Here is a 20689-nt window from a genome sequence, read left to right on the forward strand (position 1 = left end):
ATCTGTGTTACGCGCCGCTTATTTGGCCCACTAGACCTCACGACCTACGCCTTGCTGCGCGTTCAAATGACCGCCAGCGGCGCTCACGTACAATGGCAGGGCACAGCCTTTAAGTATAGTGAGAGAAACGTCACAAACTTTGAACCGGGCCATAACCTTGATCGAAATAGTTTTTTAAAAGTAAAAAAAGAAGTACCACAGGATGGAAAAGAAAAACACTGCCGTCAGTGCGACGGCAGTTGGGCACGCCAGGTATTGAGGGTCGCCACCCGGCCTGCGCAAATTTGTAACGAGGTTTGTAGTGCCAGTGTGTAACTCAGCGCATCGCCCCAGGTGTTACCCAGCAACTGTGGCTGCTCGCACGGGGTAAACACTGACTCAGGGGGCAACAGCACCACCGGCACTGCCGTCTGCGAGGGTTGGGCGCAGGAGCTCAACAACAGCGTCAGGCATAGACTGCCCAGCACAGGCGTCATTTTTAATCGCTTCACGGTATTTCCTCTGGTAGACGTCACTTTGCTGACGCAGCTGTTGTTCCTGCTGCTGTTGAGCCGCCATCAGCGCCCGGTTCTGTGCATCCTGGGTTTGCAGCGTGGCAATCAACCCCGCCTGCTGCGCCAGGGTCTTTTGCTGTTCGCTCGCCTGCTGTCGCACCAACTCCAGCCGATGCGACAGCAGTGAGCTGTATGCACCGAGGCAAATTGCCGCCACCAACAGCAGCAGCAATCCACCTTGTGACAACCTGCTTAGCCAACTGCTCATGCCGGATAATCCCTGAAGGAAAGCTGGAAATGCGGCCCGTCCTTCAGCGTTTTCCATTCGCCGCCCCACTCAACGTTGACTGCACACTCACGCGCCGCACGACGCACTGCCACTGCAATTTGCGCGTAATAGTCCCATTCCCACGACACCACGCCCGCAGGCATCGCGACCACGTCCACCGCATGGCCGGTCAAATGACGGCTTTTCAATGTTTGGCTTTGGCCACCTCGCACCAAATCACGCTGACGTGCCATGGTGCGTAGTCCTTCGGTGATGGAAAACGGCACCAGTGAATAATGCAATGCCAGTCGTATCACCCGTACCAAATCCGGATGAACCCCCACTAAGTTAGCTTCGCTGCGGGCGGTGAAGCGAATATCTTCTATTTCATTTATCATTTTTGAACCCCGTTTTTTTTCCAATGAATTTTTTAATTAATCCGCTGATATAGTCGGCCCCCAGAAAACCAATCAATACACTGGCAAGATTCGCCCATTTTAATTCCAGCCCGGTCAACGCCAATGCATCGCGCACCGTCCAGGCCAATAATGCGCACATCGCCGCATTCAAGAGACGGCGCCGCATGCCGACGTTGCGATAGGCACCGTGTAATAACGCCATGATTCCCGCCAAAATGGCATTCATCACCGGCTGAAGATATTCACATGCTCGCTGAATAATTAAGCCAACAGCGTCTGGCTCTAAGCTGGACATAGCTACACTCCTATTTTATTTTAATTAAGTGCCAATCACGGCCGGTGGAATATCGGTACCATCAGAATCTAGTTAAGGATGCTATAACAAAGCAAATGAATAAATATAGCCTCTAAGGTCAAATTCATTCACGCTCAACCATGACACAACAAGGGGCAGTAAATAACTACGATAAGTAATGAAAAAATTCATCTTTACTGTGATTTATTTCGACTTCTCTTTACCTTAAAAATAAACATTAATAGCGGCGAGAGAATCTCTCTCAATAACAAGAAACCTCAACCTGGAGAAATACCATGTCCGAACGCAAAGCCGTTATTGGTTATTATTTTATTCCAACCAACCAAATTAATAACTATACCGAATCCGATACCTCAGTCGTGCCTTTCCCCGTGTCGAATATTACACCGGCCAAGGCCAAGCAGCTCACCCACATTAATTTTTCGTTCCTCGACATTAACAGCAATCTTGAATGTGCCTGGGATCCCGCCACTAATGACGCCAAGGCGCGTGACGTGGTCAGCCGGTTAACCGCGCTGAAGGCACACAACCCCAGCCTTCGCATCATGTTCTCCATCGGCGGCTGGTATTACTCCAACGATCTGGGGGTTTCTCACGCCAACTATGTCAACGCGGTGAAGACCCCCGCGTCACGGACCAAATTCGCGCAATCCTGCGTCCGCATCATGAAAGACTACGGCTTTGACGGTGTAGACATTGACTGGGAATATCCGCAGAGCAGCGAGGTCGACGGTTTTGTTGCTGCATTGCAAGAAATCCGCACCCTGCTGAATCAGCAAACCCTCGCCGATGGCCGCCAGGCATTGCCTTATCAACTGACCATAGCCGGCGCTGGCGGCGCATTCTTCCTGTCACGTTATTACAGCAAGTTGCCGCAGATCGTTGCCTCGCTCGATTACATCAACCTGATGACCTACGATCTTGCAGGCCCATGGGAAAAAATCACCAACCATCAGGCGGGGCTGTTCGGCGATAGCGCCGGCCCAACTTTCTATAATGCACTGCGTGAAGCTAATCTGGGCTGGAGCTGGGAAGAACTGACCCGTGCCTTCCCGAGCCCATTCAGCCTGACGGTGGACGCTGCAGTACAGCAACATCTGATGTTGGAAGGCGTGCCAAGCAGCAAAATCGTCATGGGCGTGCCATTCTACGGCCGTGCATTTAAAGGCGTCAGCAGCAGCAACGGCGGCCAGTACAGCACTCACAGCACACCGGGGGAGGATCCCTTCCCAGGTACCGACTACTGGCTGGTGGGTTGCGAAGAGTGCGTCCGTGATAAAGATCCACGTATCGCCTCCTATCGCCAACTGGAACAAATGCTGTTGGGCAACTATGGCTACCAGCGCCTGTGGAACGACAAAACCAAAACTCCGTACCTGTATCACGCGGCCAATGGTTTGTTCGTTACTTATGACGACGTCGAAAGCTTCAAATACAAGGCGAAGTACATCAAACAGCAGCAACTGGGCGGCGTCATGTTCTGGCATCTGGGCCAAGACAACCGCAACGGTGACCTGCTGGCGTCGTTGGACCGCTATTTCAACGCGGCGGACTACGATGACAGCCAATTGGATATGGGTACTGGTCTGCGCTATACCGGTGTTGGTCCTGGTAACCTGCCGCTCATGAGCGCGCCAGCCTACGTTGCCGGCACCGTATATAACCAGGGTGCGCTGGTGTCTTATCAGGGCTATGTCTGGCAGACAAAATGGGGTTACATCACGTCTGCGCCCGGCTCGGATACCGCCTGGCTGAAAGTGGGCCGTGTAGCATAATCACAGGTTGCACCATAAAAAAACCCCGGGGCCGATGGCAACGGGGTTATAGGTTGCGTCCCACCATTGCACGTGACGCCGCTGGCGGTCATTTGAATGCGCAGCAAGGCGCGAGTCGTGAGGTTTAGTGGAGCACAACCTGTAAATTAAACGTTTAATTTTCGCATCCCTTCGTCACTGTTCCCTCAGTTGTTACACCAAGGGTAACCTCCATCACGTATGACTTCGCGCCCCATCAGGCTAAAAACGTCGCTTTTACGTGTCAGGCGTTCATGCCACCAGGTAAAACCAGCCCCTTTACTGGCCGGATGCCAGGCCAGCCAAATCATTTCATCGCCTTTTTGCATATCGACCGGAACCGTCACCAGTTCACCACTTGCCAACTCTTTCTCTATCAACGCAGGGGGCAAGAAACCGTGGCCAATGCCCCGCTTCAGCAATGCCAGCTTACTCTCAACATCACATACCACCAGCTGGCGCTGTAACGGCATGGTACCGTGATTACGCTTTGGCAATTCGTGACTGCTGTCGGCAATCACCACTACGATGTCGTTCAGCCGCTGGTTTTTGTCCACCGGCTTTTTCTGCGCCGCAAACGGATGTGAAGGCGAGACACATAACACAAAATTCAGCTTGCCGAGCATCAGCGTTTTCGCCTGTACGCTGTCCGGGATCTGGCCAATGGCGATGATCAAATCCGCCCGGTTATTCTTCAATGCATCCCAGGTACCGTTCAGCGCTTCCCGTTGCACAGAAATGTTGGCATTCGGGCTGTGCTGAATATACTCACGGATATCCTGGGTGATCGTTTCCAGCGGAAAGAAATTATCAACGACGATGCGGATATTATTATCGAGTTTGGGGATGTTTCTTACCCTACTCTCAAGATCCTGTACCGCATTTAAAATCCAGCTGCCTTCCTGCAACAGGAATTCCCCTTCATCTGTCAGGGTAATCATCGGTCCATTACGATGAAAAAGTTTCACGCAGAGCTTACTTTCAATATTGGATACTCGATAGGATATCGCCGAAGGGGTTTTATGCAGCGCCTCCGCCGCCATTGAGAAAGAGCCGGTACTTTTGATGGTGCTGATTATTTTAATCGCATCCAGGGATAATCTAGTCATACAAATTCCTCTTTGACATAAAATAAGAAAAAATTGACACTAAATTCCCAAGTGGTTGGCGCGTAAAGTCGTTCAAGTCACACAAGAGTAAGTAAAACCACAAGCAATATACTCCATATCAGAGAAAATCATCTGAAAGACTATTCATCAATCCTTTAAATAAAATTCATCATGACACCGATTTTTTAGGCTGTAGCGTTTAAATAAATTCAACGAAGAAATAAAAGACAATCATCATAATAATTTTAGTTAATAGCCTATAAAACATTCCACCCTGACGAGAGAGACTAAGCGTAAAAATAAAACAAGCCGCCAAGAATGATGTTTTTAATTCCGTTAATAACCCCTCATTTTACCGGTGAAAATAAACCCAACTTACAATACAACTTCAGTCAGGAGTGACTTATGAACAATACTTCCCGTACCCTTATGTCTCTTGGCCTGCTGAGCGCGGCACTGTTCGGCGTATCTCAACAAGCTTCAGCCCACGGTTATGTCGAAACACCTGCCAGCCGTGCCTATCAGTGCAAACTGCAGCTCAATACCCAGTGCGGTAGCGTGCAATATGAACCGCAAAGCGTTGAAGGGCTGAAAGGCTTCCCGCAGGCCGGTCCGGCTGATGGACACATTGCCAGTGCCGACAAGTCCACCTTCTTCGAGTTGGATCAGCAGACCCCTACCCGTTGGAACAAGATCAACCTGCACACAGGTCCGAACTCCTTCACCTGGACGCTGACAGCACGTCACAGCACCAGCAGCTGGCGTTATTTCATTACCAAGCCAAACTGGGATGCGTCACAGCCACTGACCCGTGCTTCGTTTGATCTGACGCCGTTCTGTCAACAAAACGACGGTGGTGCCATTCCTGCTGCACAGGTCACCCACCAGTGCAACATACCGGCAGACCGTAGTGGTTCGCACGTCATCCTCGCCGTGTGGGATGTAGCAGATACGGCCAATGCCTTCTATCAAGCCATTGACGTTAATTTGACCAAGTAATAAGAAGGGGAATACCCTAGGGTTCAGCCAAGGCTGGGCCCTTTTTTATTGTTTGATGCCCCATACGCCTGTCCCGCGCGTGACCATGAGACCGCTTTTCGGTGCATGCCAACGGCTAACAAACCGCGCCCTGCCTGGCTTTAAACGGGATCCATTGTTCTTATCCATCGCAACAATCAGAAAAAGCGCATTTTAATCATTACGCTTCTGATGCAGTGTGTTCAGCCTATGATGGAAAACGTTCTCATTTCCCTACATTGACGTTTGGTCAAGGAGCTTATAAATGAACCAATTAGACGCACTCAAGCAGCTAACCACGGTTGTGGCCGACAGCGGCGATATCGAATCTATCCGCCAGTTCGAACCGCAAGATGCCACCACCAACCCTTCACTGATCCTGAAAGCCGCTGCGCTGCCTCAATATAAGCCACTGATCCTCGAAGCCCTGAGCTATGCCCGCCAGCAGGGTGGCAGTAAAGAAACCCAACTGATCAATGCCAGCGACAAACTCGCCGTGAACATCGGCGTCGAAATCCTGAAAAGCGTACCGGGGCGCATTTCCACCGAAGTGGATGCCCGCCTGTCCTTTGACCGCGGCATGTGCGTTGCTAAAGCACGCAAACTGATTGGTCTGTATCAGGAACAAGGCATCGATAAATCACGTATTTTGATCAAGTTGGCGTCCACCTGGGAAGGCATTAAAGCCGCCGAGGAACTGGAAAAAGAAGGCATCAATACCAACCTGACACTGCTGTTCTCTTTCGCCCAGGCTCGTGCCTGCGCCGAAGCCGGCGTCTTCTTGATCTCTCCGTTCGTCGGCCGCATCTATGACTGGTATCAGGCCAAACAGCCTGCCGCTGACTATGATGCCGACCAAGATCCAGGTGTGAAATCAGTACGCAACATTTACGAATACTACAAACAGCACCGTTATCAGACGGTGATCATGGGAGCCAGCTTCCGCAAGGTAGAGCAGATCCTGGCATTGGCCGGTTGCGATCGTCTGACCATTGCACCGAATCTGCTGGAACAACTTAAGCACAGCGACCAGCCGGTCGAACGTAAGCTGACGCCATCCACTGAAGCCTTCCACCAACCTGCCCCGCTGGCTGAAGCCGAATTCCGCTGGCAGCATAACCAAGACGCGATGGCGGTTGAAAAACTGGCCGAAGGTATCCGTCTGTTCGCCGTTGACCAGCAAAAGCTGGAAGACATGCTGGCCGCTGAACTGTAATCACTCTGGAGTCCCGTAATGTCTGCTCGTAAAGAACTCGCCAACGCCATCCGCGCACTCAGCATGGACGCCGTACAAAAAGCAAATTCCGGCCACCCGGGTGCACCTATGGGCATGGCGGACATCGCCGAAGTCCTGTGGCGTGACTACCTGAACCACAACCCGACCAACCCGCACTGGGCTGACCGTGACCGCTTCGTCCTCTCCAACGGCCATGGCTCCATGCTGATTTACAGCCTGTTGCACCTCACCGGCTACGACCTGCCGATGAGCGAGCTGGAAAACTTCCGCCAGTTGCACTCCAAAACTCCGGGTCACCCGGAATACGGCTACACCCCAGGCGTCGAAACCACCACCGGCCCACTGGGCCAGGGCATCGCCAACGCCGTTGGTTTCGCCATTGCCGAACGTACCCTGGGTGCGCAGTTCAACCGTCCTGGCCATGACATCGTCGACCACCACACCTACGCCTTTATGGGCGACGGCTGCATGATGGAAGGCATCTCCCACGAAGTCTGTTCGCTGGCCGGTACCCTCAAGCTTGGCAAACTGACCGCGTTCTACGATGACAACGGCATCTCCATCGACGGTCACGTGGAAGGCTGGTTCACCGACAACACCGCAGAGCGTTTTGAAGCCTACGGCTGGCACGTGGTGCGTCACGTTGACGGTCACAACCCGGATGCCATCAAGGCCGCCATTGAAGAAGCCCGTAAGGTCACCGACAAGCCGTCCCTGCTGATGTGCAAAACCGTGATTGGTTTTGGTTCACCGAACAAGGCCGGTACCCACGACGTGCACGGTGCGGCACTGGGCGCCGCCGAAGTGGCTGCCACCCGCGAAGCGCTGGGCTGGAAATACGCCGCCTTCGAAATCCCGCAGGACATTTATGCCCAGTGGGACGCCAAAGAAGCCGGCAAGGCCAAAGAAGCGGCCTGGAACGACCGTTTCGCTGCCTACGCCAAGGCCTTCCCTGAGCTGGCTGCCGAGTTCAAACGCCGTATGAACGGTGAACTGCCCGGCCAACTGGAAAGCCGACGCCAAAGCCTTTGTTGAAAAGCTGCAGGCTAACCCGGCCAACATCGCGAGCCGCAAGGCGTCGCAGAACGCGCTGGAAACCTTCGGCAAGGTGTTGCCTGAATTCCTCGGCGGCTCCGCTGACCTGGCACCGAGCAACCTGACCATGTGGTCCGGCTCCAAACCGCTGAATGAAGACCTGGCGGGTAACTACATCCACTACGGCGTACGCGAGTTCGGCATGACCGCCATCACTAACGGTATCGCGCTGCACGGCGGCTTCCTGCCGTACTCGGCGACCTTCCTGATGTTCGTGGAATACGCCCGTAATGCGGTGCGTATGGCGGCGCTGATGAAAATTCGCAACGTGTTCGTGTACACCCATGACTCCATCGGTTTGGGCGAAGACGGTCCGACGCACCAGCCGGTTGAACAAATGGCCAGCCTGCGCGTGACCCCGAACATGAGCACCTGGCGTCCGTGTGACCAGGTGGAATCGGCGGTGGCATGGCAGTACGGTATCGAGCGCAAGGACGGCCCGACCACACTGATTTTCTCCCGTCAGAACCTGACTCAGCAACCGCGTACCGCGGAGCAACTGGCCAACGTGTATCGCGGCGGTTATGTGCTGAAGGACTGTGCCGGTACACCGGACGTCATCCTGATTGCCACCGGTTCGGAAGTGGGTATCACCGTGGAAGCGGCAGACCAGCTGACGGCGGCGGGCACCAAGGTGCGCGTGGTCTCCATGCCGTCTACCGACGCGTTCGACAAGCAGGATGCGGCCTACCGTGAATCCGTGCTGCCGGCGGCAGTGACTGCCCGTGTGGCGGTAGAAGCGGGTATTGCGGACTACTGGTACAAATACGTGGGCCTGAACGGGGCTATCGTGGGCATGACCACCTTTGGTGAGTCTGCCCCGGCAGAACAGCTGTTCAAAGAGTTTGGTTTCACCGTGGAAAACGTGGTGGCCAAGGCGCAGGCACTGCTGAAATAAGCCGTAAGCAGGGGCGCCGCATACTGCGCCCTGAACATGATGACGAAAGCCCGGCAAATTGCCGGGTTTTTTATTCCATGACTCGGTGAATTTGCAGGTACTGCAACAGCATAATGGTCTTGCCGTCTTTGATTCGCCCATCAGCAATCATCGCCACCGCGTCGGTGAACGGCAACTCCACCACTTCAATATCTTCGTCTTCGATACCACCACCGAACGTATTGCGTTCGTCGTCATGGTATTCAGCAATGAAGAAATGCACGATCTCAGTCACGCCGCCCGGAGACATATAGGCTTCGAAAATCTTCTTCACGTCGCCAACCTGAAAACCGGTTTCCTCCACGGCTTCACGGCGTGCGCATTGCTCCGGTGAGTCAGCATCCAGCAAGCCTGCACAGGCTTCCAGTAGCATGCCACTGTCGTTACCGTTCACATAGGTCGGCATACGGAACTGATTTGTCAGCACCACGGTGCCCTTGGCACGGTTGTACAGCAAAATGGTTGCGCCGTTGCCACGATCGTAGACTTCACGCATCTGCTGAACGGAACCGCCATCCTTACGCTTCAAATCAAAAGTATATTTGTGCAGCACATACCAGTTATCTGATAACAGCTCTTTCTTCACATTCTCAATTTTCGCGGACATGAACCCTTCTTCTTTTCCGTTAGCTGAAACGCAAAAATGATACCGCGATTAAGCCCCGAAGTGGCAATGGATTTGCAACAAAAAACCCCGCAGCTCATGCAGAGCGACGGGGTTTTTACGGCTAAATACGTTAGAACCCGTTAGGAACGTCGCGCATATCCGGCAGCTTGTGGGCGATACCTTTATGACAATCGATACAGGTTTTACCCTCGGTTATTGCTTTGTCGTGCATCTTTGCCGCCACCGTTTTTTGCGCGGTGAAGTCCATGTATTCGAAATTATGACAGTTACGACATTCTTGCGAGTCATTGGCCTTCATGCGCGCCCATTCGTTGCTCGCCATCGCCAACCGATGTTGGTCAAATTTCTGTGGCGTGTCGATCAAACCGAATGCCTTGGCATATAACTCCTTGCTGGCTTTCAACTTGCGCAGCATCTTGGGCGCCCACTCATGTGGCACATGACAATCCGGACAGGTCGCACGCACACCGCTACGGTTGTTGTAGTGCACTGTCCCCATGTACTCTTCATAGACGTTTTCACGCATTTCATGACAACCGATACAGAACTGCTCGGTATTCGCCGCTTCCATGCCGGTATTAAAACCACCCCAGAAGATGATCCCGGCGCCAAACCCCAACAGCAGCAGCGTACCCAGCGCCAGGCGGCTTGGCCTACGCCACCAGCGCCACAATCGTAGTAACAGCCCGGGCTTTTTTTCAGTCATAGTATGTTTGCGTTCGCTCATAGCTCCCCCGCTTAATGCCCAAAGCCCGGCATGGGCTGAAAATCATTGCCGACAATGGGTGCCGCGTCGGTTTGCGGTACGTGACACTGCAAGCAGAAATAGCGACGCGGTGCGACGTCACTCAATACCTTGCCGTCTCTATCCATAAAGTGTGTCGGGCTGATGCGGGGTGCACCGGTAGTGCGGTAGTGCTCTACCCCGTGGCACTGCAAGCAACGGTTGGTGTTTTTGCTGATCTGGTAACCATCCACGCTGTGCGGGATCATCGGCGGCTGATTGACATAGTTCAGTGCCATCCGCTCCTGCTGTTTCGGCATTGAGATCGGCCCGCCAACGGTGGCGGACACTTCAGGGGATTTACTGAGATCGACATCACTCGCGGCAAACGCCAGACCGGCGAACACCAGCGACAATAAGGTCACCCACAGGGCAAGCGTCTTTTTCAGAACGGGGCTTTTCATTTTTATTTGGCTCCTGGGTAATTAAATAAGGTGTTCATCGCGCTATTCGTCAGCCTTACGCCTTCTCCAACTTCACCGCACATTTCTTGAAATCGACTTCTTTCGAAAGCGGATCGGTGGCATCCAGCGTCAGGTTGTTCACCAACTGCGCAGCGTCAAAGAACGGCATATAGACCAACCCCTTGGGTGGGCGGTTACGGCCACGGGTTTCGACCGTGCTGATCAGTTCACCACGGCGTGACTTCACCTTGACCTTATCTCCACGACGTAAATTGCGGCTTTTGGCATCAAGAGGATGAATAAACAACACTGCCTGTGGGAAAGCACGATGCAGTTCGGGAACCCGTCGTGTCATTGAGCCGGTATGCCAATGCTCCAACACACGACCGGTGGATAACCACAGATCGTATTCGCTGTCCGGGCTCTCTGCCGCCGGTTCAAATGGCAGCGCAAAGATCACTGCCTTGCCGTCCGGTTTACCGTAGAAACGCACCGCATCCCCCGCCTTCACGTAAGGATCTGTGCCTTCTCGGTAGCGCCACAGCGTCTCTTTGCCATCCACCACAGGCCAGCGTAGACCGCGCGCCTGGTGGTAACTGTCGAACGGCGCCAGATCATGACCATGGCCACGACCAAAACCGGCATACTCTTCAAACAACCCTTTTTGCAGGTAAAAACCGACGTCACGGGCTTCATCGTTTAGCTGGTCTTCCGGAATTTCCGTTAATGGGTATTTATTGACCTCACCGTTAGCGAACAACACGTCATATAGCGTTTTACCGCGATACTCCGGTTTCTGTGCCAGCAGTTCGGCTGGCCACACTTCCTCCACCGTGAAACGCTTGGAGAATTCCACCAGTTGCCACAGATCGGATTTAGCCTCACCCGGCGCTTTCACCTGCTGGCGCCAGAACTGGGTACGACGCTCCGCATTGCCGTAAGCCCCTTCTTTCTCAACCCACATGGCCGTCGGCAGGATCAAATCGGCAGCCAATGCGCTGACGGTTGGATAAGGATCAGATACCACCACAAAGTTGCGCGCGTCACGCCAGCCCGGCATCCTGTCTTGATTGATGTTTGGCCCAGCCTGCATGTTGTTGTTACACATCACCCAGTAAGCGTTCAGCTTGCCGTCTTTGAGTGCACGGTCCTGCGCCACCGCATGCAACCCAACTTTTGCCGGAATAGTGCCCGCCGGCAATTGCCACTTCTGTTCGGCTGTCTGGCGGTGCTTTTCGTTAGTGACCACCATGTCAGCCGGCAAACGGTGAGCAAAAGTACCCACTTCACGTGCGGTACCGCAGGCAGAAGGTTGCCCAGTCAGTGAGAACGGTCCACAGCCCGGTTTGGAAATCTTGCCGGTTAGCAGATGCAGGTTGTAGCACAGGTTATTAGCCCATACGCCACGGGTATGCTGGTTGAAGCCCATGGTCCAGTAAGACACGACCTTGATGTTTGGATCGGCATACAGCTTCGCCAACGCTTCCAGTTGATCTTCTGGCACGCCGCTCAATTTCGCTGTTTTTTCCAGCGTATAGTCCGCCACGAAGGTTTTGTACGCTTCGAAACTCATCGGTTCCGAAGCATCGCTGCCCGGGTTTTTCGCCGCTTTTTCCAGTGGGTCCGTCGGACGCAGGCCGTAGCCGATATCCGTCGCCCCACGGCGGAAATTGACGTGCCGATTAAGGAAGTCCTGATCGACTGCATTGTTTTGAATGATGTAATTAGCGATGTAATTCATGATCGCCAAATCGGTCTGCGGCGTGAACACCATGCCGTTATCCGCCAGTTCAAAGCTGCGATGCTCAAAGGTAGACAACACCGATACGTTGACGTGTTCGTTGCTCAGACGACGATCAGTAATGCGCGACCACAGGATCGGGTGCATCTCCGCCATATTGGAGCCCCACAGCACGAAGGCGTCGGCCTGCTCAATATCGTCATAACAGCCCATAGGTTCGTCCATGCCGAAGGTGCGCATAAAGCCCACCACCGCTGACGCCATACAGTGACGTGCGTTCGGATCCAGATTATTGGAACGCAATCCGGCTTTAAACAATTTGGCCGCGGCATAGCCTTCCCATACCGTCCACTGACCGGAACCGAACATGCCGACCGCCTCAGGTCCTTTCTCTTTCAATGCTTGCTTGAACTTATTGGCCATGATGTCGAAGGCCTGTTGCCAACTAACAGGGGTAAACTCGCCTTCTTTATGATATTGACCGTCTTTCATGCGCAGCAGTGGCTGAGTTAAACGGTCTTTGCCATACATGATTTTCGGCAGGAAATAGCCTTTGATACAGCTCAACCCACGGTTGACCGCTGCATCTGGATCCCCTTGTGAGGCAACAATACGACCATTTTGGGTCCCGACAAGCACACCGCAGCCGGTTCCGCAAAAACGACAGGGCGCCTTGTCCCATTTGATGGCGTCAGCACTGCTTGCTACCGCCTGTGCCACCGTGGGAATAGTCAAACCGGCGGCTGCCGCAGCCGCTACTGCGGCATTTGCTTTCATGAAGTCTCGACGACTGAGTTTCATGGCGTTACCTCACCTTGAGTGTCCTGCTGGTGATAAACCAGCGATACTGCCAGCACGCCGTCCAGATTGCGTACCGACTCAATTTTTTCTAGCAGCGCATGAGAGCAAGCGGCTTGCATGACGACCACCAACTTGCCGTGCTCCTGATCCTGCACCGGGATTTCCGTGTCCGTTATCGCCAGTAAAGCCGAAGTCAGCCGTGGGATTTTTTCCGGTCGCGCCTGCACCACCAGCCCGCTGACGTGCCATTCGCTATTCATCATTATTTTCGCTCCGGGTTAAGGTGACAGCACCGGTCGGGCAGCCGGCGACACAGGCTCCGCAACCGTTGCAGGCCGCCACATCCAGCATGGGTGGCGCCATCTTGCCTAAACGGGGCCGAAACCGTATGGCCTGGGGTTCACAGCTGTCCTGACAACTGCGGCATTCCACACCCTGGTGCGCCAGGCAAGCGGTACCGAACACCGCATGTTGTCGCCAGGGCGTTTCCGCCAACGGGCGAAATAACGGTTCCGCGCACGCCTGCGCGCAAAGCCCACAAAACGTACATTCCGCACGCTGGAAATTCACTTCAGGAAAACCGCCGCTACCGACGATAAGAACGCCCGTTTCACAGTTTCGAACACAGGCCTGGCAACGGGTGCAACCCGCAATAAAAAGGGATTCTTGCAGCGACCACGGGGGGCGGATCGCAGCGGTTGGCTGACGCCATTGTCCACCGAGCAGTTTGCGCCGCGACAATATGGTCATGCTGTTTTTCCTTGACGTTGCAAACACGCCACCGCGTGTAAAGAGTGCCTAATCCAGTACTGTTATTGTTGTATTGCTCTCAGAGTTTCGAACGGCTGCCCACCACGTAATAACGAAGGGGCAAAGGGTATAAACCCTGCTAAAGACGGGGGTAAGATAAAAGGACTGCGGGGGGTATATAATCACCCTAAAGGGGTAAATACGGGGGTAGCTTGCGCCAGATCAATCTATTACCAGGTGCTGTGAGATGTTAGCCACACTATTTCCAGCCGGACGCTATCTAATTGATTATATAACGTCTGTTTATTGGTGCTATGACAGACAACTTAATGCGAAACACCACGCATTTTGGTTGCAAAAGTTATAATTTTGCTTTCGAATGAAACTCAACAATGTCCATCGCACGCGAGAAAAGGATGCATGATTGCTTGTTAAACGTTCAGTGACCAGCAGCCTGGCCAAGGCGCTGTTTTGCATTGTGATTTTGTCCGTGCTCTCCACTGGCCTGGCGTTGACTACCGTCGCTGACAGCCTGCGTGACGCCGAAGCGGTCAACATTGCTGGCTCACTGCGTATGCAAAGCTACCGATTAGCGTACGACCTTGCCCAACAGGCCCCGGAACGGGACCAGCATCTGCTGCAATACCAAGAGTCTCTGCAAGCCCCGGTATTGCAAAAGTTGGATCGTTTTTACGTGCCTGCGGATGTCCGTGAAAAATACCTCTCTCTGCAGCATGCCTGGCAACCGCTTGCGCAGCAGATCCAGGCGGGGCAGTCGGCAGACTATCAGACCAACATTGCCGGCTATGTGAATCAGATTGACCATTTTGTACTGGCACTACAGCGTTATTCCGAACTGAAACTGACCATCGTGGCCGCTATCAGTGTGGTGGGGTATATCGTCATCATTGGCCTGGTGCTGTTTTGTATCCGCTTTATGCGACGCCAGGTCGTCACACCGCTTAAGCACCTGGTGGAAGCCAGCCAGCGCGTACAACAACGGGATTTTCATTACCCGCCGCTGGATACCGAATTGCCAAACGAACTTGGGGTACTGTCGCAAGCCTTTACCGCCATGTCTGGTGATCTGGCCAAACTGTATCGATCGCTTGAACATAAAGTGCAGGAGAAAACCCAGCGCCTACAGCAAGCGAACAAGACGCTGGAGGTGTTGTACAACTGTTCGCAAGCGCTGAGCGTACGGCAAATAGATCAGCAGGCATTTGAGCAAATCCTGCACATCGTGCGCCAAAGTGAACACCTGCACTGCATCAAGCTAAAGGTGGCAGACAATCTCAGTGAATGGCAATTGCACAGCGGCTCACCGTCGACGACGCTGGACTGGCAATCGCTGACCATAATCCAGGGCGACAAGCCGTTGGGTGAACTGAGTTGGCAACATCACGATCATCCTCCCCACCCGCACTTGATGCAAAGTGTCGCCAATATGCTGAGTCGCGGAGTGTATTTTAACCGTGCGCAGAAGCAACACATGCAGTTTTTGCTGATGGAAGAACGTGCCACTATCGCCCGAGAGTTACATGACTCTCTGGCGCAAGCACTGTCTTTTTTGCGTATTCAACTCACGTTGCTCAAACGAACGCTGGGGGGTACAGCCCCGGATGCCCATGAAATTATCAATGATTTCGATCGGGCGCTGGCTGATGCCTATCGCCAATTGCGCGAACTGCTGACGACCTTCCGCCTGAACATTCAGGAAGCCGATTTAAACACCGCACTGGACCAGTTACTGGCGCCATTAAAGGTTCTTACCGACGCGCGGATTCAGTTACACTGTCGGCTTTCTTCCCAGGCGCTTAATGCCCAACAGCAAGTGCATGCGTTGCAAATTGTGCGTGAAGCAGTACTCAACGCCATCAAACACGCCAACGCACGGGAGATCGTGATTCGCTGTGGCGTGACAGCCGAGGGTAACAACAGGATTAGCATTGCAGACGACGGCTGCGGTATCGCCAGTCTGAGTGAACCTGAAGGTCACTATGGCCTGACCATCATGAGCGAGCGCGCTGCGCGGCTGAGAGGAACGCTGCGCATCAAGCGAGGTGAGTCAGAAGGCACGGAAGTCCAACTGACATTCCCGCCATAAAATCAGGACTGTTCACCCTTCGTTACGGTTTAGCGAAGTCTAACGGTCATTTCAGGATGTGTGTGGAAATAGGCTGCATCCCATATTTGCACGTGAGCACCGCTGGCGGTTATTTGGACGCGCAGCAAGGCGCGAGTCGTGAGGTTTGGTGGGCCAAATAAGCGGCGCGTAACACAGGTGCGCATTCAAATGGCCCCAGCCCTTCGGGTCGCACCCCAAAAAACCGTACTCTGTGTTGTCGGGTTTGAACGTAGGCCCACGATGTCCTGCACCCTCCGCCTTGATTACGGGCTTTTGGGTCTGCGACAGTGCCACGGTCAAATACGGGATACAGCCTAAGTACCACTATCAAGAGTCTGTCCCACTGTGAAGCGTGCTGCACAGCGCGTTTGAGTGGCTTTACTCGCTACAGGGAGCATATTTCATGGTGATGAAGAATTACCGAGTGATGATCGTTGACGACCACCCACTGATGCGCCGCGGCATCAAACAACTGCTGGGGCTTGACCCGCTGTTTACCGTCGTCGCCGAAGCCAGCAACGGCAACGAAGCTATCACGTTTGCGTTACAACAAACACCGGACGTGATCCTGCTGGATCTGAACATGAAAGGGCTGTCCGGTCTGGACACGCTGAAAGCACTGCGCAATGAAGGTGTGGATGCACGCATCATCGTGCTGACGGTTTCCGATTCACGCAACGATGTCTATGCGTTGATCGACGCCGGTGCCGATGGCTATCTACTGAAAGACAGTGAACCGGAACAGCTGCTGGAACACATTCTCGCCGCCGCAGAAGGCCAAAATGTGATCAGTGACGCGGTGGCAGATTATCTGTTATCCCGCAGCGAACAACACGATCCCTTTGCCGAACTGACAGAGCGCGAGCTGGACGTATTGCAAGAAGTCGCACGTGGGATGTCCAATAAACAGGTTGCCGCACAATTGCACATTTCTGAAGAGACGGTGAAAGTGCATATCCGCAACATGCTGCGCAAACTGGATGTGCGTTCACGCGTGGCAGCGACAGTGATGTATCTGGAGCACAAAAGTCAATAATACTTCCCCGGCACGCCGGGGAATGTTCATTCGATGGCGGCGAGGAGTGCCTGATGGTGCTGGTGAACCCAGCCCTTGTTGATCGGCCCCCAGTTTTCCAACTGGTAAAAACCGTCATTGTTGCGTACACCCTGCTGAACAAATTGCAATTCGACCCCCAAGCCTGGCAAGGCTTTCAACACGTCTTGCAGGGTACGACGCGGCCACCCCGTCAATTCCATCAGACGTGGGACGTTTGGCCGTTCGCTGTGGCTGATCAACCAGCACAGATAAAGACGACGGGCAAATACCGGGTTAATTTCCATGCCAAGCTCCTGCTTACACTATGAGTCCTGATTATTTTCCGGGCACACTAATCGGTCAGGCCCTTGATAGTCATAAAATTGTCTTAATGACCGTTTTAACAACAATAGCGGCGACCTTGCAGGTTTCTACTACCGTTATTTACATTATCTCCTTTTTTTCTCCACGCTTTACTCCCCCTTCCCGAGTAAAGTGCATAGGCGCCGGAATCCTTCCCAGCCGCTGAGAAACGCAATTCCGATGCGTCTTAAAGATAGAACAAGTCATAACGAGGTTCGCGCTGCATGGCTAATTTTTTTATTGATCGCCCGATTTTCGCCTGGGTCCTGGCAATTATTCTTTGCCTGACTGGCGTTTTGGCGATTTTTTCATTACCTGTGGAACAGTATCCGAACCTCGCGCCGCCGAACGTTCGCATTAGCGCCACTTACCCTGGCGCCTCTGCACAAACGCTAGAAAACACCGTCACCCAGATTATTGAACAGAACATGACCGGTCTGGACAACATGATGTATATGTCGTCGCAGAGTACCAATACCGGGCAGGCTACCGTGACGCTGACCTTTGAAGCCGGCACCGACCCTAACGAAGCGATGCAGCAGGTGCAAAACCAACTGCAGGCAGCAATCAAGCGCCTACCGCAAGCCGTACAAACCCAAGGTGTTACTGTATCAAAATCCGGCGACACCACGTTGATGATGGTGGCCTTTGTCTCTACCGACGGTAGCATGGACAAACAGGACATTGCCGATTATATCGTCTCCAACCTGCAAGACCCGCTCAGCCGCATCAACGGCGTGGGCAGCATGGACGTTTACGGTTCGCAATACGCCATGCGTATCTGGCTTGATCCGAACAAACTCAACAGCTATCAGCTCACTACCCAGGATGTCGTCACGGCCATTCAGTCTCAAAATGCGCAGGTGGCTGTCGGCCAACTTGGGGGGTCACCATCTGTCGATAAGCAGGCGCTGAATGCCACCATTAACGCGCAGTCCCAGTTACAGACACCAGAACAGTTCCGCAAAATCACCCTCAGGGTCAATCAGGACGGTTCGCTGGTCACACTCGGTGATGTTTCTACCATCGAACTCGGTGGTGAAAACTACAACTTCCTCAGCCGCTATAACGGTCTACAGGCCGCCGGGATGAATATCAAGTTGGCCTCAGGCGCCAACGAATTGCAAACCGATCAGTTGGTGAAGGATAAAATTGCCGAACTGTCGCAGTATTTCCCGCACGGGCTGGAAGCCAAGGTGGCTTATGAAACCACCCCGTTCGTGAAAGCCTCGATCAAGGACGTGGTGAAAACACTGCTGGAAGCCATTTTGCTGGTGTTCCTGGTGATGTACCTGTTCCTGCAAAATTTCCGCGCCACACTGATCCCGACTATCGCTGTCCCGGTGGTGCTAATGGGCACCTTCGCCATTCTTTCCGCCTGTGGATTCAGTATCAATACCCTGACCATGTTCGCCATGGTGTTAGCCATCGGGCTCTTGGTGGATGATGCCATCGTGGTGGTGGAAAACGTCGAACGTGTGATGAGCGAAGAGGGTCTGCCCCCCCGTGAAGCCACGCGAAAATCCATGGCGCAGATTCAGAGCGCATTGGTCGGCATCGCGATGGTGTTATCGGCGGTGTTTATCCCGATGGCGTTCTTCGGCGGCACGACTGGCGCAATATACCGCCAGTTTTCGATCACCATCGTTTCTGCCATGGTGTTGTCGGTACTGGTGGCAATGATCCTGACCCCTGCCCTGTGCGCCACACTGCTTAAACCCATCGCTAAGGGGCACCATCACGGCAAGCGCGGATTTTTCGGTTGGTTCAACCGCATGTTCAATCGTAATGCCGAACGCTACGAGCGTGGCGTCGCGCGCGTGCTGCACTTCAGCGCGCGCTATATGGCAATTTACCTGCTGCTGCTTGGCGGCATGGCGTTTCTGTTTATCAAGCTGCCAACCTCGTTCCTGCCGCAAGAGGACCGCGGGGTGTTTACCGTGCAGGTACAATTACCGCCAGGATCCACGTTGCAGCAAACCACCAAGGTGGTAGAAAAAGTTGAACATTACTTCCTGACCCAAGAAAAAGAGGACGTACTGTCGGTGTTCTCCACCATTGGTGCAGGACCGGGCGGTAACGGGCAGAACGTGGCACGTATGTTTATTCGTTTGAAGGACTGGGAATTGCGCACCTCAGGTGCCAATAGCTCTTTCGACATCATCAATCGTGCTACCACAGCCTTTAACAAGATTAATGAGGCACGAGTGATCGCCAGTAGTCCGCCGGCGATCACCGGTCTGGGTAACTCTTCCGGTTTCGATATGGAACTGGAAGATCACGCCGGGCTGGGCCACACCAAACTGATGGCTGCACGTGATCAGTTGTTGCAACTGGCCAGCGCCAACCCATTGCTGTCCCGAGTGCGCCACAATGGTCTGGACGACAGTCCACAACTGCAAATTGATATTGACCAACGCAAGGCACAGACACTGGGCGTTTCTATCGATGACATCAACAACACGCTATCAACGGCCTGGGGCTCAACCTATGTGAACGACTTCGTCGATCGCGGGCGGGTGAAAAAAGTCTATGTGCAGGCCGCAGCCCCGTTCCGCATGCTACCTGGCGATATTGATAAATGGTTCGTTCGCAACAAAGCAGGTGGCATGGTGCCGTTCTCGGCCTTCGCCACCTCCCATTGGGAATATGGCTCTCCACGCCTAGAACGCTACAACGGCAGCTCTGCACTGGAGATTGTCGGCGAAGCAGCTGAAGGTGTCAGCAGCGGTACCGCAATGGCAGAAATGGAAAAAATTGTCAGCCAGTTGCCAACCGGTTTTGGCCTGGAGTGGACCGCCATGTCCTATCAGGAACGTCTGTCTGGCTCACAAGCACCAGCGCTGTACGCAATTTCTCTGCTGGTCGTGTTCCTCTGCCTGGCAGCGCTGTATGAGAGCTGGTCAATTCCATTCTCGGTAATGCTGGTGGTCCCACTCGGGGTGATTGGTGCCGTCGCGGCCACCTGGCTGCGCGGGCTGGAAAATGACGTTTACTTCCAGGTGGGGATGCTCACCATCATTGGACTCTCGGCGAAGAACGCCATTCTGATCGTCGAATTTGCCAATGAGTTAAACCATAAGGGCCAAGATCTCATGTCGGCCACGCTGGAAGCCTCACGCATGCGTCTGAGACCGATTTTGATGACCTCACTGGCCTTTATCTTCGGCGTGTTGCCAATGACCATCAGTAGCGGTGCAGGCTCTGGCAGCCAACATGCGGTAGGTACCGGGGTCATGGGCGGCATGATTTCCGCCACCCTGCTGGCGATTTTCTTCGTGCCATTATTCTTTGTGCTGGTGCGTCGCCGCTTCCCAGGCAAGCACGCGATAGCCGCAAAAATGCCAGACCAAGGGGAATAACGGGCAT

General features: G+C 53.7%; 18 protein-coding genes and 1 pseudogene. 7 read left to right on the forward strand and 12 right to left on the reverse strand.

The features are described from left to right. Nucleotides 1–224: 224 nt before the first annotated feature. From lysC to SGBXF1_RS17615, 4 genes are read right to left on the reverse strand one after another with little or no spacing between them, the layout of a single operon-like run. Nucleotides 225–389 (reverse strand): Rz1-like lysis system protein LysC, encoded by a 165-nt coding sequence (gene lysC / locus SGBXF1_RS17600; RefSeq protein ID WP_186428552.1) that lies wholly within the window; start codon nt 387–389, stop codon nt 225–227. Beyond that, nucleotides 379–762 (reverse strand): DUF2570 family protein, encoded by a 384-nt coding sequence (locus SGBXF1_RS17605; RefSeq protein WP_037424078.1) that lies wholly within the window; start codon nt 760–762, stop codon nt 379–381. The genes lysC and SGBXF1_RS17605 overlap by 11 nt, the downstream gene beginning before the upstream one ends. Then, nucleotides 759–1139 (reverse strand): L-Ala D-Glu endopeptidase ChiX, encoded by a 381-nt coding sequence (gene chiX, locus SGBXF1_RS17610; RefSeq protein ID WP_475297051.1) that lies wholly within the window; start codon nt 1137–1139, stop codon nt 759–761. Before chiX ends, SGBXF1_RS17605 begins: the two co-directional genes overlap by 4 nt. A gap of 10 nt (nt 1140–1149) precedes the next feature. Continuing rightward, on the reverse strand, nt 1150–1476 hold the full coding sequence (locus tag SGBXF1_RS17615; RefSeq protein ID WP_037424084.1) for a phage holin, lambda family: 327 nt from the start codon (nt 1474–1476) through the stop codon (nt 1150–1152). 296 nt (nt 1477–1772) lie between these two features. Between SGBXF1_RS17615 and chiB the strand changes: the two genes are divergently transcribed. Next, a complete protein-coding gene (chiB, locus tag SGBXF1_RS17620; protein WP_037424087.1) occupies nt 1773–3272 on the forward strand; it encodes a chitinase ChiB in 1500 nt (499 codons plus the stop codon). 185 nt (nt 3273–3457) lie between these two features. On the opposite strand, the gene SGBXF1_RS17625 is transcribed toward chiB, so the two are convergent. Then, on the reverse strand, nt 3458–4399 hold the full coding sequence (locus SGBXF1_RS17625) for a LysR family transcriptional regulator (protein ID WP_037424089.1): 942 nt from the start codon (nt 4397–4399) through the stop codon (nt 3458–3460). A 405-nt stretch (nt 4400–4804) separates the two neighbouring features. Here SGBXF1_RS17625 and cbp21 point away from each other — a divergent pair, with 405 nt between their 5' ends. From cbp21 to tkt, 3 genes and pseudogenes are all read left to right on the forward strand, one after another. Beyond that, a complete protein-coding gene (gene cbp21, locus SGBXF1_RS17630; protein WP_037424092.1) occupies nt 4805–5398 on the forward strand; it encodes a chitin-binding protein/chitosanase CBP21 in 594 nt (197 codons plus the stop codon). A 283-nt stretch (nt 5399–5681) separates the two neighbouring features. Beyond that, nucleotides 5682–6632 (forward strand): transaldolase, encoded by a 951-nt coding sequence (gene tal / locus SGBXF1_RS17635; protein WP_130381634.1) that lies wholly within the window; start codon nt 5682–5684, stop codon nt 6630–6632. Between the two features lie 18 nt (nt 6633–6650). Further along, nucleotides 6651–8646: pseudogene (tkt, locus tag SGBXF1_RS17640) on the forward strand (transketolase). A 70-nt stretch (nt 8647–8716) separates the two neighbouring features. Here the strand turns inward: tkt and nudK are convergent. The 6 genes from nudK to napF all read right to left on the reverse strand — a co-directional run bounded on the left by nudK (nt 8717) and on the right by napF (nt 13793). Next, entirely contained in the window at nt 8717–9292 is a 576-nt protein-coding gene (nudK, locus tag SGBXF1_RS17645) for a GDP-mannose pyrophosphatase NudK (protein WP_061808258.1), read from the reverse strand. Between the two features lie 130 nt (nt 9293–9422). After that, the gene (gene napC, locus SGBXF1_RS17650; RefSeq protein WP_082797642.1) at nt 9423–10040 is read right to left on the reverse strand and encodes a cytochrome c-type protein NapC; all 618 of its coding nucleotides are present in this window, start codon (nt 10038–10040) and stop codon (nt 9423–9425) included. A gap of 11 nt (nt 10041–10051) precedes the next feature. Next, nucleotides 10052–10501, reverse strand: coding sequence for a nitrate reductase cytochrome c-type subunit (napB, locus tag SGBXF1_RS17655; protein WP_037426319.1), 450 nt, complete (start codon nt 10499–10501; stop codon nt 10052–10054). Nucleotides 10502–10556: 55 nt separating this feature from the next. Continuing rightward, nucleotides 10557–13043, reverse strand: coding sequence for a nitrate reductase catalytic subunit NapA (gene napA, locus SGBXF1_RS17660; RefSeq protein ID WP_186427273.1), 2487 nt, complete (start codon nt 13041–13043; stop codon nt 10557–10559). Continuing rightward, nucleotides 13040–13306 (reverse strand): chaperone NapD, encoded by a 267-nt coding sequence (gene napD / locus SGBXF1_RS17665; RefSeq protein ID WP_037426321.1) that lies wholly within the window; start codon nt 13304–13306, stop codon nt 13040–13042. The genes napA and napD overlap by 4 nt, the downstream gene beginning before the upstream one ends. Then, entirely contained in the window at nt 13296–13793 is a 498-nt protein-coding gene (gene napF / locus SGBXF1_RS17670) for a ferredoxin-type protein NapF (RefSeq protein WP_186427274.1), read from the reverse strand. The genes napD and napF overlap by 11 nt, the downstream gene beginning before the upstream one ends. Nucleotides 13794–14217: 424 nt before the next feature. Here napF and narQ point away from each other — a divergent pair, with 424 nt between their 5' ends. Beyond that, complete coding sequence (narQ, locus tag SGBXF1_RS17675; protein ID WP_186427275.1) at nt 14218–15900, forward strand: nitrate/nitrite two-component system sensor histidine kinase NarQ; 1683 nt, start codon at nt 14218–14220, stop codon at nt 15898–15900. Nucleotides 15901–16324: 424 nt separating this feature from the next. Continuing rightward, nucleotides 16325–16957: a response regulator gene (locus SGBXF1_RS17680; protein WP_037426331.1), complete on the forward strand. Its 633-nt coding sequence runs from the start codon at nt 16325–16327 to the stop codon at nt 16955–16957. A 26-nt stretch (nt 16958–16983) separates the two neighbouring features. Here SGBXF1_RS17680 and SGBXF1_RS17685 read toward each other — a convergent pair whose 3' ends face one another. Further along, on the reverse strand, nt 16984–17262 hold the full coding sequence (locus tag SGBXF1_RS17685) for a winged helix-turn-helix domain-containing protein (protein ID WP_017893610.1): 279 nt from the start codon (nt 17260–17262) through the stop codon (nt 16984–16986). A gap of 282 nt (nt 17263–17544) precedes the next feature. Here SGBXF1_RS17685 and acrD point away from each other — a divergent pair, with 282 nt between their 5' ends. Beyond that, nucleotides 17545–20682 carry a multidrug efflux RND transporter permease AcrD gene (gene acrD, locus SGBXF1_RS17690; RefSeq protein ID WP_186427276.1) on the forward strand — a complete coding sequence of 1046 codons (3138 nt, stop codon included), beginning with the start codon at nt 17545–17547 and terminating at the stop codon, nt 20680–20682. The last annotated feature ends 7 nt before the right edge of the window (nt 20683–20689 follow it).

Source organism: Serratia grimesii, from assembly GCF_900186025.1.
GTDB classification, from domain to species: domain Bacteria; phylum Pseudomonadota; class Gammaproteobacteria; order Enterobacterales; family Enterobacteriaceae; genus Serratia; species Serratia grimesii.